The 13679-nt window shown below is 61.0% G+C and carries 10 protein-coding genes; 4 read left to right on the forward strand and 6 right to left on the reverse strand.

Annotated features, from left to right (window positions below; genetic code table 11):
* The first annotated feature begins 10 nt into the window (after nucleotides 1-10).
* Both ACUVSA_RS06765 and ACUVSA_RS06770 read left to right on the forward strand, forming a co-directional pair.
* The gene (locus ACUVSA_RS06765) at nucleotides 11-1834 is read left to right on the forward strand and encodes an Hsp70 family protein (RefSeq protein WP_445894242.1); all 1824 of its coding nucleotides are present in this window, start codon (nucleotides 11-13) and stop codon (nucleotides 1832-1834) included.
* A complete protein-coding gene (locus ACUVSA_RS06770) occupies nucleotides 1831-4740 on the forward strand; it encodes an Hsp70 family protein (RefSeq protein WP_445894243.1) in 2910 nt (969 codons plus the stop codon). Before ACUVSA_RS06765 ends, ACUVSA_RS06770 begins: the two co-directional genes overlap by 4 nt.
* A 274-nt stretch (nucleotides 4741-5014) precedes the next feature.
* Here the strand turns inward: ACUVSA_RS06770 and ACUVSA_RS06775 are convergent, their stop codons facing one another.
* Genes ACUVSA_RS06775 through ACUVSA_RS06785 form a run of 3 tightly spaced genes read right to left on the reverse strand, consistent with a single transcriptional unit; the run spans nucleotide 5015 to nucleotide 7562 of the window.
* Nucleotides 5015-5794, reverse strand: coding sequence for an ABC transporter permease (locus tag ACUVSA_RS06775; protein WP_445894244.1), 780 nt, complete (start codon nucleotides 5792-5794; stop codon nucleotides 5015-5017).
* Nucleotides 5791-6561, reverse strand: a complete 771-nt coding sequence (locus ACUVSA_RS06780; RefSeq protein ID WP_445890428.1) for an ABC transporter ATP-binding protein — start codon at nucleotides 6559-6561, stop codon at nucleotides 5791-5793. The genes ACUVSA_RS06775 and ACUVSA_RS06780 overlap by 4 nt, the downstream gene beginning before the upstream one ends.
* Nucleotides 6558-7562 (reverse strand): ABC transporter substrate-binding protein, encoded by a 1005-nt coding sequence (locus ACUVSA_RS06785; RefSeq protein ID WP_445894245.1) that lies wholly within the window; start codon nucleotides 7560-7562, stop codon nucleotides 6558-6560. Before ACUVSA_RS06785 ends, ACUVSA_RS06780 begins: the two co-directional genes overlap by 4 nt.
* A gap of 504 nt (nucleotides 7563-8066) precedes the next feature.
* On the opposite strand from ACUVSA_RS06785, the gene ACUVSA_RS06790 reads away from it, so the two are divergent.
* Nucleotides 8067-8804, forward strand: a complete 738-nt coding sequence (locus ACUVSA_RS06790) for a hypothetical protein (protein ID WP_445894246.1) — start codon at nucleotides 8067-8069, stop codon at nucleotides 8802-8804.
* A 639-nt stretch (nucleotides 8805-9443) separates the two neighbouring features.
* On the opposite strand, the gene ACUVSA_RS06795 is transcribed toward ACUVSA_RS06790, so the two are convergent.
* A complete protein-coding gene (locus tag ACUVSA_RS06795) occupies nucleotides 9444-10220 on the reverse strand; it encodes an enoyl-CoA hydratase (protein WP_445894247.1) in 777 nt (258 codons plus the stop codon).
* A gap of 170 nt (nucleotides 10221-10390) precedes the next feature.
* Here ACUVSA_RS06795 and ACUVSA_RS06800 point away from each other — a divergent pair, with 170 nt between their 5' ends.
* Complete coding sequence (locus ACUVSA_RS06800; protein WP_445894248.1) at nucleotides 10391-11542, forward strand: DegT/DnrJ/EryC1/StrS family aminotransferase; 1152 nt, start codon at nucleotides 10391-10393, stop codon at nucleotides 11540-11542.
* Nucleotides 11543-11919: 377 nt separating this feature from the next.
* On the opposite strand, the gene purN is transcribed toward ACUVSA_RS06800, so the two are convergent.
* Both purN and ACUVSA_RS06810 read right to left on the reverse strand, forming a co-directional pair.
* A complete protein-coding gene (gene purN / locus ACUVSA_RS06805) occupies nucleotides 11920-12798 on the reverse strand; it encodes a phosphoribosylglycinamide formyltransferase (protein ID WP_445894249.1) in 879 nt (292 codons plus the stop codon).
* Entirely contained in the window at nucleotides 12798-13622 is an 825-nt protein-coding gene (locus tag ACUVSA_RS06810) for a phosphoribosylformylglycinamidine synthase subunit PurQ (protein ID WP_445894250.1), read from the reverse strand. Before ACUVSA_RS06810 ends, purN begins: the two co-directional genes overlap by 1 nt.
* Between the last annotated feature and the right edge of the window lie 57 nt (nucleotides 13623-13679).

Here is a 13679-nt window from a genome sequence, read left to right on the forward strand (position 1 = left end):
GAGGCTGGCTTTGTTGGATTCGCCTTTCGTTGTGGGCATCGATTTGGGTACCACGCATTCGGTCCTGGCATGGACGTCGGAGGAGGCCGTCTCCCGCGGCAACACGGACATTCAGATAGCGCCCGTTCCCCAAGTGGTGGCTCCCGGTGAAGTGAAACCCCGGCCGCTTCTGCCGTCCTTTCTGTTCCTGCCGGGCCCTCACGATGTGCCTTCCGGCAGTTTGGCTCTGCCTTGGTCCAACGATCCCGGCTGGGTCGCGGGCCAATTCGCTCGAGAGCGGGGTGCTGAGCTTCCCAACCGCTTGGTGTCTTCGGCAAAATCCTGGCTGTGCCACACGGGAGTGGACCGCACAGCCCCCATTCTTCCTTGGGACAGCCCCAAGGATGTGCGCAAGGTGTCGCCTGTGGAAGCTTCCGCTCTGTATCTTCGACACCTTAAGGACGCCTGGAACCACGTGACGGCCCGCCACCATCCGGATCACCTCTTGGAACATCAGGACGTGTACTTGACCGTGCCGGCATCCTTTGATGCCGTGGCTCGGGAACTGACGGTGCAGGCCGCCCGCGCCGCCGGCCTGGAACATCTCACCCTTCTCGAAGAACCCCAGGCAGCGGTCTACGCGTGGCTGGCGGCCCACACCGATACCTGGGGGGATATGCTTCGAGTGGGGGACGTGATCCTGGTGTGTGATGTGGGAGGCGGCACCACGGACTTCAGTCTCATTGAAGTCATCGAAGAAGACGGCGTTTTGGGGCTTCGGCGCATCGCCGTGGGCAACCATCTGCTTCTGGGCGGCGACAATATGGATCTGGCTCTGGCCCACGCCGTGCGAGCCAAGCTGGCCGCATCGGGCACTCCTTTGGATGCCTGGCAGTTTCGCGGCCTGTGGCATCAGTGCCGCCAGGCCAAGGAAAAGCTCTTGACCAAGCCGGCCCTGGACAGTGTGCCTTTGAGTGTTTTCGGACGAGGCAGCTCGCTCATCGCTGGCACGCTGCGCACGGAACTCACCCGCACCGAATTGGAACAGATTCTTCTGGACGGCTTTTTCCCGGACTGTACCCTGGAGGCCCAGCCCATGCCGTCCACAAAGGTGGGGGTGCGGGAAATGGGGTTACCCTACGAAACCGACCCGGCGGTCACAAGGCATCTGGCGTCCTTTTTATCGCTCCATCTGCATGGGTCCGGCATGAACGCTTCCAAGGCTCCCACCCATGTTCTTTTCAACGGTGGCGTCATGAAACCCGATCTGGTGCGCCGCCGTCTCCTGGACGTGCTGGCGCGCTGGTACCCGGCGGCTCCCCCTCAGGAATTGCCCGCTCAAGACCTGGATCTGGCCGTGGCCAAGGGGGCGGCGGCGTATGGGCAGGTGCGTCGAGGGCGAGGGTTGCGCATTCGCGCGGGAGCGTCGCGAAGTTACTACATCGGCATTGAATCGGCGATGCCGGCGGTGCCCGGGGTACCCACCCCGGTCAAGGCCCTGTGTGTGGTTCCCTTTGGCTTGGAAGAAGGCAGCACCGTGACCTTGGAAGAGCGGGATTTCGGCCTTGTGGTAGGCGAACCGGCCGTGTTTCCGCTGTTGGCTTCCACCACCCGTAAGGAAGATCCTGCCGGTGAGGTGGTGGAAGACTGGGCGGGAGAAATCACCGAAGTAGTCACCATGGAAACAGCGCTCAGCCCCACGGCATCGGATGCGGGCGGCACCATCGTGCCCGTCAGGTTGGAAGCCGCCTATACGGAAACCGGTGTGTTGGAACTGTGGTGTGTGCATCGGGACGATCCCGAACGCCGATGGAAACTCCAGTTTAACCTGCGAGAGTCTGATCATTCCGCATGACGATGGAACGTTTTTCATCCCGCTATGTGGTGGGCATCGACCTGGGCACCACCAATTCGGCCATGGCCTTCGTGGATGTGCGGCAGGCCGATCAGGAGAAGCTTTCTTCGGCCATTCGCATCTTTTCCGTGCCGCAGTTGGTGGCGGCGGGAGAAAGGGCTCGAAGGCCGTTGCTTCCGTCTTTTCTCTATCTTCCGGGACCTTATGACCTTCCGGCCGGCGCCACGGCGTTGCCTTGGGATCCGTCCCGGTCCTATGCCGTCGGCGAATTTGCGCGTGAACAAGGGGCTTTGGTGCCCGGTCGCCTGGTCTCGTCCGCCAAATCCTGGCTGTGCCATGCCGGCGTGGACCGGCAGGCCCCCATTTTGCCATGGGGCGCGGCCCGGGACATTCCTCGAATTTCCCCCGTGGAGGCGTCGGCGCGGTACTTGCTCCATCTGCGCGAAGCCTGGAATCACGTCATGGCCCATGGGCCCGACGATGAAGAAAACCTTCTGGAAGCCCAACGGATCATCCTCACCGTGCCCGCATCCTTTGACGAGGTGGCTCGGGAACTCACCGTGGAAGCCGCTTCCCAAGCCGGTTTGAAAAAAGTGGTGCTTTTGGAAGAACCCTTGGCCGCCTTTTACGCCTGGCTGGCCGCCCATGAAGACTCGTGGGAACACCTCGTGCAATCGCAGCAACTGGTGCTGGTCTGTGACGTAGGCGGCGGCACCACCGACTTTACGGCCATCGCCGTGCGATCCGGCCGCGCGGGGCTTCGCTTCGATCGGCTCGCCGTAGGCGACCACCTTATGCTGGGCGGGGACAACATGGACCTCACCCTGGCGCGCCGCCTGGAAATGACGCTGCTGGGCGCACCAGGCACGCTGGATGCACAACGCTGGCACCAACTGTGCCACGGATGCCGACAGGCCAAGGAAGTCCTCCTTTCGGAAACCGCCGGCAAAGACCGTTTCGATGTCACGGTGATGGGCTCGGGAGGCAAACTCATCGGCGGTACGCTGAAAGGCATTCTGAGGCGAGAGGACGTTTTTCAGTGGATTTTAGAAGGCTTCTTTCCGCCTGTGCCCTATGATGAAAATCCTCAAGAAAGCCGTCGCTCCGGCATCAGTGAATTCGGCTTGCCCTATGTGCAAGACCCTGCGGTAACGCGGCATCTGGCGGCTTTCTGGCGGCGCCATGAACCGCTGCTGCGCCGGCAGACCGGCCGAAGCGATCCCTATCCGGATTGGATCCTTTTTAACGGCGGCGCTTTAAGCCCTTCACAGATTCGCCGGCGCCTTTGCGAAGTCGTGGGCCGATGGTTTCAGGACCGGGCTGAGCCCGGTTGGATGCCCAAAGAACTGGACAATCCTCGACCAGACCTGGCCGTGGCCATGGGGGCCGCCTATTACGGTTTGGTGCGCATGGGAGCCGGCGTGCGCGTCGGGGCTGGCACGCCGCGAGCCTATTACCTTGTGGTGGCTTCGCCCCAGGGCGAAGCGGGCGCCGAACCGGAAGCGTCGTTGAGCCATCGCGCCGTGTGTCTCATGCCTCGAGGCACGGAAGAAGGTTTTGAAAGCGTCCTGCAGGAACCCACCTTTGCCGTGCTCACCAATCAGCCTGCCGGTTTTCAGATTCTCAGTTCCCACTCGCGGTTGGGGGACGCTCAAGGAGATTTGGTAACCCTGAGTGCCGATGAGGTCACAACATTGCCCCCCATCCGCACGGCGCTGCGTTACGGCAAGCGAAGCAGCGCGCAACGGATTCCCGTGCAAATCGCCATCAAACTGACGGAAGTGGGCACTCTGGAACTGTGGTGCCGGTCTCTGCACACGCCCCATCAGTGGCGTCTGCGCTTTGATGTGCGCCGTCAGGGTTCGGACACACCGGCGCCTTCGCCTTTTGCCTCCGAAACCGTGGAAGAAGCCCTTGTCCAAAAAGCCAAAGACGGATTGGCCGCCACCTTTTCCAAAGCCCAAGGATCCGTTGGTCCTCACGCCTCCCCGGACAAACTCACCAAGGATCTGATCGACCTTTTGGATCTGCCGCGACACCGATGGTCCACCAGCCTCATTCGCACACTGGCCGACGTGTTGCTGGAACACCGGGACGGCCGCGCCCTGAGCCCGGCCCATGAGGCGCGTTGGCTGAACCTCTTGGGCTACTGTCTGCGCCCGGGCTACGGGGATCCGGTGGACGAGTGGCGAATGCAGGAAGTGTGGAAAATGTACCCCCAGGGCCTGTGTTTTTCCCGCCAGGTGCAATGCCGCGTGGAGTGGTGGATTTTTTGGCGGCGCGTAGCCGGTGGCCTTTCCGCAGGGCGCCAGTGGCACATCGGACAGCAGGTTCTCCCCATGCTGGCCCCTGAAGAACCGCGCAAAAAGGCCAAAAAAAAGTCCGGCCTGCGTCTGCTTCCGCAGGAAGTGGGCGAAGTGTGGATGGCCTTGGCCAACTTTGAAAGGCTTTCTACGGATGTCAAGGAAGCCTTGGGAAAAACCGCGCTGGAACGGGTCCTGGTTCGACGCCCTACACCTCAGGACCTGTGGGTGTTCACGCGGCTCGCCGCCCGCGCCCCCTTTTACGGTCCCGCGGATCGCGTGATCCCGGCTCAGGTGGTGACGCCATGGATCGAGCGCATCCTCACGGCCCATGCTGCAGTCACGGACCCCGTGGCCCAAATGGTGGTCCATGTGGCAAGGAAAACCGGAGACCGGGCTCGGGATGTTTCCGAAGAGCTGTTGGCACGGATCGAGCAATGGCTGGAAGGTCTCGGCCCGGGCGCAGCAGCGTACCGGGATCGGCTGCGCAATCCCGACAGCGCCCTTCGCCCCGAAGAAGAAAGCTGGCTTTTCGGAGAGACCCTACCCCTGGGGCTCAGCCTTTGGACACCCACAGCGGTCGAGTCTCCGGACGCCTCTTGATACGAGGCTGTTCGAGAACATCCACAGGAGGCGCGCACGCCGCGATGCCCCATCGGATGGTTGTTCGAAGCATGCGGCTTGAGCCTGCCTTCAGAAGGACCGGCGCAGGCCGCGATTTCTGATCGCGCCTTGCCGGGCTCCTACATAATAAAACGACAACGGCCCCGAAAAGCCATTCTCGGACCAGCTCTTCATACAAAAAATGGCCACATTCACAGGCGCGCCGTCCAGCGCTTTGTCGCGCTGGCCGTGGGACCACTCCCCACCGAGCGCCTCAGGCGCGTCGACGGGCGCCTTGCCAACGGCACAAAGTCTTTTCCAAAACTTCGATGGTTTCAAAAAGAGCCGCCCCGAGAAGGCTCATTCCCAAAATGCCCACGATCATGTCCCCATAATGCAACCGTCCCCACGCGTCCATAATGAGGTAGCCCAGGCCTCGCGAAGTGGCAAAGGATTCCACGAAAAACAGCACGGCAATGCCCGTACCCGTGCCCAGACGCAGTGCCGTAAAGCCGTAGGGCAAGGCGGCCGGAAGAAACACATGACGGAACAAAGGCCATGGGCCGCCTCCCAAGGTCCTGACGGAATCGACATATTTGGGGTTGAGGCCGGCCACGCCGTCGCGAACGGCCACGAGCACCTGGTAACCCACAATAAGCGCGATAAGGAAAACCTTGGAAAAATCCCCTAGGCCGAAAAGGAGCAGGACCACAGGCAGGAGCACGATTTTGGGAATGGGGTAGGTGAGGAAAACCAGGGGGGCCAGCCAGGCGTCCAGCTTCTTGTGACTTCCCATCAGAATGCCCAGAGGAAACGCCACGACCCAGGCCGCCGTCATGGCCAGGATCACGCGTAGAGCGCTGGCGAAGAAATGATCCCAAAAGGCTTTAGAAGCCAGCGCTCCAAAGAAGGCTGAGGCGGCTTGGAGCGGGCCCGGCAGCACATGACCTTGCCGAAACCCTTTGGAAACGGCCCACCAGGTGAGAGCCAGAACAGCCACCGCGGCGCCCAAACGCACCAGGCGCGGCAGAAGGGCGTTCGCGGAATGGTTCATGGAACGCCACCCCCGTTGACGGCCCGGTCCAAAGCGGCACGCACCTGCTGCACCGTGGCGTAAAAGGCGGGATCGCTTCGCCCCCGGGGGTTGCCGAAGTGCGGGTTGTCCACCATGGTGACAAAGTGTGCCGGCGATCCGGCCATGATACAAATCCTTCGCCCAAGAAACACGGCTTCGTCCACGCTGTGGGTTACCAGCACATATGGGACGCGCACACGCTGCCACATGTGCATAAGCGTGTGTTGCAGCCGTTCCCGCGTGATGGCATCAAGAGATGAGAAAGGTTCGTCCAGAAGCAGGACACCTGGTTCGGCGGCAAGGGCTCGAGCCAGCGCCACGCGCTGTTGTTCCCCGCCACTGAGCTGTGCCGGAAAACACCGCTCCCGGCTTCGAAGCCCCAGGCTTTCCAACCACACCGACGCGCGCCGAAACCGTTCAGACCTGGAAATCCTTTGAATGGTGAGACCCAGGACCACGTTGTGCCAGACCGTCTTCCATGGAAGAAGGCCGTAGTCTTGCAAAACCACAGCAATGTCCCGCCGCGGCCGATCCACGGGGCGTCCGCCGAACATGACCGTTCCGGCATCGGGCAGGGTCAAGCCGCACAGGAGATATAACAAGGTGCTCTTGCCGCACCCCGACGGACCCACCACGGCATAGGTGTCGTCCGGCCCCAAGCGCAAAGAGACGCCGGAAAGGACCACGCCTCGTCGAGGGTAGCTCTTCACTAGATCGCGCGCTTCCAAGACCGGGCCGGATGTCACGGCGTCGGGCTCCATACGAGATCCCGGACGCTCAAGGCTTCAGTCAGCAGTCCGCGAACCCGCATCCAGGCCAAAAGCCGTTCCACTTCCACCTCGGGCGGTACACCCGCTTCCGGAAACTCAGGAACGTGGTACGAGGCCGCCAGTTCTTCCGGAATCCGGCAGGTTGCCGCCATCAGGGACCGGTACTTCTCCGGATTCTGGGCGAGGGCCGCCAAGGCTTCCCGGTAAGCGCTCAGAAATCTCTCCCCGGTGTGCACTGAATCGTTGAGAAGCCTGTGCAGCAGCCCCACGACGGTCAAGGGCACCTGAAGGTCTTCATCCGTCGCATACACGCGCGCCCCTTGCGACACGGCAAGGGTCACCAGGGGTTCTGGAAGAATGGCCAGATCCAGACGGCCCCCAAGAAGCATCTGCATGCGCACGGGAATCTTTTTCACTTCCAGGCGTTCGAATCGCCCCGGCGGCACAAGGCCCCGCTCTTCCATAAGATCCAACAGATACTCCATGATGGTGGCGTTGGAGAGCCCGACGGTTCCCGAGGCCATGGCGTCGAGGGAAGCCGCATTCAGGCCAGGGCGCCCCACCACGGCAAACTGCCTTTGCCCCGGTCGGGCGGCGTAGGCCGCGGTGACCATGCGCATGGGAACCCCGCTGCGCACCATGAGGACCGTATTCACCATATCCCCAAAGTAGCCTTCCAGCTGCCCGGCCTGCATGGCGGCGTCTCGTTCCAGAGCGCTGTCAAAGACCACCAGTTCGACCGCAAGACCCTGCTTGGCAAAATAGCCTTCCGTCACCGCCACCTGCAGAGGCAACGTGTCCAGGACGGGAAGAATACCTAAGCGGAGCGGCTTTTCTGCCGCGTGGCCCCAAGAGACGGCTGTTCCACAGGCGAGCGACCCTATGAGGAATCCCAAAGCGAGAAGGCAAAAAAACGTGAGCCGGCATGCTTTGAACCGCTGTGGCACCGACAATGCGGGGAATACCCGAAGCTCCATGGACATGGGCCTCCTTTTAAGGAAGTTTTGCCATCAGTTCCGCGGGAAAGCTGCCACAGGCGCGCATCGGCGTCAACGCACAAGGTGCGCCTTGCGGGTGAAAAACACCTCAGGAGGCCGTCTGTGAACGATTGTCTGTGGTGTTCGCACGGGCCCGCTCATCCCCGGCCGAGCGACCGCGTCGTCGCAGTCTGAAAATCCACGGACGCGCAGAACCGCATCCCTTCGATTGTCGGAACGCCGCAACCGGCGATGCCTTATGGCGCCTTACGGCGCTCCACCGGCATCGAGGCGAAAGGACGGGGCGAACCCCTCTCGGACGGCCTCCTTGGCCGTTCGACTCGAAAGCGCTGTTCATGAACACGCCGCCGTCCAGGCTTTTCTGATCCAAAGCATGCCATGGCCGAACCCGCCTTGGGCTCTGGAGCTTCTCAAAAATGTTTGGTATGCATCTAAAAAATGAATGGATATCGCGCATAGACTGAAAACATTGGGAAGAAAGTAATGCCTTCATCGTTTCGACGACTTTTTCTGGATTTTGCCGCTGCGCGCCGCCACGCCCGTGCGACCGCCGAGAACAACGCCGATCCGCACACACCGCGCCACCTGACCGAAACCGCCTCAAACGTTGAAGGCTCCATTTTTTCATTTAAACCTCTTTATGAAGCGCTCGAGCGCCTCCTTCAGTGGCCCGGCGCCTCAGTCCCCGCTTTAACCCTCACCAAAGCGCTTCTCGATCCTTATTGTCCCGTCGAAATGATGGAAAAAACGCTTTTCGCTCATGTGACCGGCATGCGTTTTTACATCGACAAAGACCGCCCTGAAATGCAGCCCCTGCTTCTGAGAGACCTGGTCCAGTTTGCGGAAGCCTTTCTCCAGATTCGTCAGGACCTCAGGGAGCTCAAGGATTCCACCCCTTTGAGCCTTCCTCTGGACGGCCGAAGTTGTCCTGACCCTTCACGCCAGTGGTGTCGTATGTGCGGCACATGTTGCGAGATCGGTGGGGTGCCAGCGGTTCCGCCGCAGGGAGTGACCTACCCTGCCCATTGGCGCGCGCTCTTGGAAGGCACTCGCTTGGACAATCACCAGCTTTGCCCCTTTCTTTTTCAGTCTCCACGATCTTCGCACCATTTTTGCTCCATTCATCGCATCAAGCCTGTCCCTTGCCAGGCTTTTGACATCGAAGACTGCCGTGCACGACGCCGTGACAGCCGCCTGCACCTAGGTTCCAGCGAGCTTTGATCTTTGTTGTGAAAATCGTGGACATGGAAGGCTTCGGGGTCTTCGGATTGGGGCTCAGGTGCGGAGCGCTGCGACGTCGCGGCTTGCCCCGGCCTCACTGGTTGCCCCGAGGCATGTGCCGTGGAAATCACGGCCCAAATGGGCTCTATGGCCGGTTGCGCCAGGACCGTGGGTAGAGCCTGCGGAGCATCCCAGCTCTTGCGCCGTCAAGCAGCCCCCTTCGCACCAAAGACCGCACGAGCCATCACGCCGGGAAATTGTTCCAGAGGGCCTTCTTTGAGTCTTGGTACGGGCTGGACGCTGCGACGAAGGGATCCCTTTTTTCACAATAAGCAGATTGCCGGACATGCCCAACACCGCAGAACGACTCCGGGGTAGCCTTCTCAGACCGGTACTTGACCCATCACGGCACAGCCATGATGCTGGAAGCCCATGGGAACTCGAGGGACTCGATGCGGGCCTGTGGGGTCGGCATACCCGCCCTCATTGGGTTGCCTTGCCTGTGTCACGCAGCTCTTTCAAGCCGCGCCCGCTATCTAGGAGGCTGTCCGAAAACACGTTTTCGCCCCAAGACGATCTAGCAACTTCAGCTAGTTATGGGTCGGTAACTGGTTTGAATCGGCATTCTCGGACACGCTCCTAGGTGTGGCCCCAGACAGGGGAGCGTTTTTCCACAAAGGCGCGCATGCCTTCCTGCGCATCCCGAGCCAGGCAGTTGATGGCCATGGCTTCCTTGGCAAAACTGTAGGCCGACCTTTCGTCCAGGTCCACCTGGCGATAAAAAGCGTCCTTGCCAAAGGCCAGAGTGTAGCGGCTGAATTGACTGATTTCCTCAGCTAACTGCATGGCGGCTTCGCCCAATTGGTCTTTGGGCACCACGCGATTCACCAGCCCCCATGCCAAAGCTTCCTGCGCGGAGACGAACCGGCCCGTCATGAGCATTTCCAAGGCCCGGCGCCGACCGATGAGCCGCACCAAGGGCACCATGGGAGTCGTGCAAAACAAACCGATTTTCACGCCCGGCGTGGCAAATCGCGCCTCGGTTTCCGCCACAGCCAGGTCGCAGGCGGCCACCAGCTGGCACCCAGCGGCTGTGGCGATACCGTGCACCTGGACGATGACGGGCTGCGGCAGCGCATGAATTTTTAACATCATTTGAGAACAGGTGGAAAAAATTTCCCGATAGGTGTGGATATCGGCACCTTCCGCCACCATGTCCTTGAGGTTGTGCCCAGCGCAAAAAGCCGGGCCTTCCCCACGCAGAATCACAGCCCGCACGTCCACATCCCGAGCCAAGGTCTCCAGATGTTCCATCAGGCTGTGCATCACTGGAAGCGACAAAGCATTTCGCGTTTCAGGACTGTTCAATATTAGGTGCGCTATGGGACCGGATTTATCCATGATCACAGCGGCCATCGGTAACCCCCTTTTCTGTTAACAACGGATCCTTCGAGGCGTTTGGCAAAAGCGTTGACATCCCTAAAGTGTTCGCCCATAAGGAAGCACCGGCTTGCTCCGCCCCCGTGACGATGTCACGGGCACGCTCAGGTGCATCCCTAACCCCCAACACAGAACGAGCCGACCCCATGGACTTTATCGACCTCAAAAGCCAACAGCAACGCCTGCGCCCTCTGCTGGAAGAACGTCTCAGGGCGGTCCTGGATCACGGCCAGTACATCCTCGGCCCCGAAGTGGAACAACTGGAAACCACCCTGGCTCGCTACGTGGGCACACGCCACGCCGTCGGGTGCGCTTCCGGCACCGACGCCCTGCTCCTGCTGCTCATGGCTCTGGACGTGGGGCCCGGCCATGCGGTGCTGACCACGCCCTTTACCTTCATCGCCACAGCGGAAGTCATTGCCCTGCTGGGGGCCGTCCCCGTCTTTGTGGATGTGGACCCGGAAACCTTTAACCTCGACCCCGACAAAGTGCGGTTGGCCCTGGAAGCCTTGAAAAGAGGCGACCGGTCCCTGCACCCTCTGCCTCAGGCCGCCATGAAGGCATCCGTGCGCGGCCTCATTGCCGTGGATCTTTTCGGTGTCCCGGCCGACTACGCCGAACTCGAAAGTCTGGCCGAAGAAGAAGGGCTTTTTGTTGTGGAAGATGCGGCCCAATCCTTTGGAGCGACCATGCACGGTGTTCCAGCCTGCCGATTCGGCCATGGGGCCGCCACATCCTTTTTCCCGGCCAAGCCTCTTGGGGGCTACGGCGACGGGGGCATGTGTTTTAGCAATGACGACGCCATGGCCGAAAAACTGCGGTCCCTTCGTGTACACGGCCAGGGAAGCCATCGTTACGAACACGTGCGCGTAGGCATCAACGGCCGGTTGGACACGCTGCAGGCTGCGGTGCTGTTGGCCAAATGGAGCGTTTTTGAAGAGGAATGCCGGCGTCGTCAGGAAGTGGCGGCCCGCTACATCGGGCTCTTGGAAAAGGTTCGACCGGATCTCGTGGTGCAGCGCATCCCCGACGGCGTGGTCTCCGCCTGGGCCCAATTTTCTCTTCTGGCGCCGACACCGGAAGAACGGGACGCCATCCGAAGCCGGCTTCAGAAAGCGGGCATTCCCACGGCGGTCTATTACCCCGTGCCCCTGCACCTTCAACCAGCCTTTGCCCATCTGGGGTATCATGCCGGGGATTTTCCCGTCAGTGAGGATCTGGCTCGACGCATAGTGAGCCTTCCTATGCATCCGTACCTGGAACCCCAGGTGCAGGAACACATCGTTCAAAGCCTGTGACACCCGCGGGCGCCGCAACGCTTCAGGGTGCGGCCGCCGCAGCCCGATCTCCTCGAGAACCCTGGTTTTGGCTTTCGTCGGCGCGTGCAGGTTTTAGCCGAGGGGTCCGCATCCTTGAGGGGAACGCGGCATCGGACAGCCAGGAGCTCGTCCGAGCATGCCCATTTTGGCCATTTTGGCTTCGTCACTCCCTGTCCCCTTGAGGTTGTAGGAACGCCGCAGGCCGCCACCTCCACATGTCGTCGGATACCCACGGAGCCGCACCGGTCTAAAGTCGCGCCTTGCGGCGCTCCTACAAAATAAAACGAAACCCGGCCCGAAAAGCCATTCTCGGACAGTTTCCTGGAAGAAGCGCCCCTTGAAAACGGTAAGCGGGGTCACGTTCGGCGATGCACGACTACGGGCCGGTGTCGAAAGGCCGCCTCCACCCATGACCCCACCACCTCCCGGTAAGCCGGGTCCTCGATCTGCACCCTCGGCCGTCCCCCCACCCGCGGGACCAGGCGCACCTGGCCCCTGGCGATCCAGTTGACCACCTGCGGGTACATCAGGTGTTCCAGATGTAGGCCGCGCTGTTGCACATTCTCACAGGCATCTTCATCCCAGATGGGATACACGGCCTGAGCAATCACCGGCCCCGTGTCTTCCCCTTCATCCACGAAATGGATGGTGATGCCTCCCCATTTGCATCCGTAACGGTACGTGTCGCGATACCCGTGTTGCCCGGGAAAGGCCGGCAAGAGAGCCGGATGAATGTTGACCACTCCGGGTAGGTCCCCTTGGCGAAAGCGGTTCAGGAAAAAAGGAGTGAGCAGCCTCATGAATCCAGCAAGGCACACCACCTGAACCCCATGGGTTTCCAAATGAGCGGCAATCTCTTGTTCGGCGGCCATCAGTCGCCGCAGTCGATCCCGGCGAACTTCGTGATCCTGATCGCGCAGGATTCTCTGACGCGCATCCACCGCCGCCACCTCGGCGTCCTCCACGGAATCGATTCGACCGCCTTTCAGGTACTTTTCATAGGACACCACAAAGGTGGTGATGCCCGCTTCCTGCGCCCGCACCAGCCCATAGGCGGACGCTCGATCGCTGCCTACGCACACGATGTCCGCTTCCAGCGAGCCTTTCCTGGCCCGATCGATCAAGGCCTGAAGGTTTGTGCCGCTCCCTGAAATCAGAACACCGATGCGCAGCCGCGTGGATGCGCTTTCGGACTGCGCGGCCTTTGATCCATGGTGGGCAGCGTGCAAAGCCATCACAGGGCTCCTTGATGTCGCACATAATCCACGGCATTGCGAAAGAGACGGACTCCGGCGCCTTCGTCAGGCAAAGGTAGGCCGAGGCGTCGGCACCGTTCCTTTTCCCATGTCCAATGCGGGTGATTGGTCCAATGATGAAAAGCCTCCGGGTGGGGCATCAGCCCGAACACGCGCCCCGTGACGTCACAGATCCCCGCGATGTCGTGCAGGGACCCATTGGGGTTTTCGGGAAAGGTCCCCTGTGCGGGGCGCCCGTCGGCAAAAGCATATCGCAGGACCACTTGACGGTTGTTTTCCAGTCGCTGAAGGACTTCCGGTTCCGCAAAGAATTTGCCTTCCCCATGACGCACTGGAAGGTCCATGGCCGTCACGCCGCGCGTGAACACGCACGGTGATGCATCTTCAAAGACGCAATGCACCCATTGGTCCCGAAACTGGCCGCAGTCATTGTCGATCAAAGCCACCTCACGGGACAGCCGGCCGGGTTCAAACCCTGGCAGCAGCCCTGTATTGACCAGCACCTGAAACCCGTTGCAGATGCCAAGCACCAGTCCGCCCCTTTCTACAAAGGAAAGCAGGGCTTCACGCAGCCGATATTTCAAACGCACCGCCAAAATAACGCCGGCTCCATGATCGTCCGCCCAGGAGAACCCGCCGCCGATGACCAGGATATGATAGTCCGCAAGGTCTTTTGCCCCGAAAATGAGCTGGTTCAAATGCACCCGCTCGGCACGGGCACCAGCCAAAGCCAACGCATGGGCCGTCTCCCAATCGCAGTTCAGTCCGAACCCGGTCAGCACCAACGCTCGAACCTCTGTCATCCCACCCCCCAGTGACCCCTTTTCAGAAAGAACGCTCGCGACCGCTCCATCGGACCG

It is taken from the genome of Desulfosoma sp. (genome assembly GCF_052743555.1).

Coding starts and splice junctions, on each gene's coding strand:
- purN (WP_445894249.1), bottom strand. CDS start 12,798: ATGGCTTTGCACGCTGCCCACCATGGATCAAAGGCCGCGCAGTCCGAA.
- ACUVSA_RS06775 (WP_445894244.1), bottom strand. CDS start 5,794: ATGAACCATTCCGCGAACGCCCTTCTGCCGCGCCTGGTGCGTTTGGGC.
- ACUVSA_RS06790 (WP_445894246.1), top strand. CDS start 8,067: ATGCCTTCATCGTTTCGACGACTTTTTCTGGATTTTGCCGCTGCGCGC.
- ACUVSA_RS06785 (WP_445894245.1), bottom strand. CDS start 7,562: ATGGAGCTTCGGGTATTCCCCGCATTGTCGGTGCCACAGCGGTTCAAA.
- ACUVSA_RS06800 (WP_445894248.1), top strand. CDS start 10,391: ATGGACTTTATCGACCTCAAAAGCCAACAGCAACGCCTGCGCCCTCTG.
- ACUVSA_RS06795 (WP_445894247.1), bottom strand. CDS start 10,220: ATGGCCGCTGTGATCATGGATAAATCCGGTCCCATAGCGCACCTAATA.
- ACUVSA_RS06770 (WP_445894243.1), top strand. CDS start 1,831: ATGACGATGGAACGTTTTTCATCCCGCTATGTGGTGGGCATCGACCTG.
- ACUVSA_RS06810 (WP_445894250.1), bottom strand. CDS start 13,622: ATGACAGAGGTTCGAGCGTTGGTGCTGACCGGGTTCGGACTGAACTGC.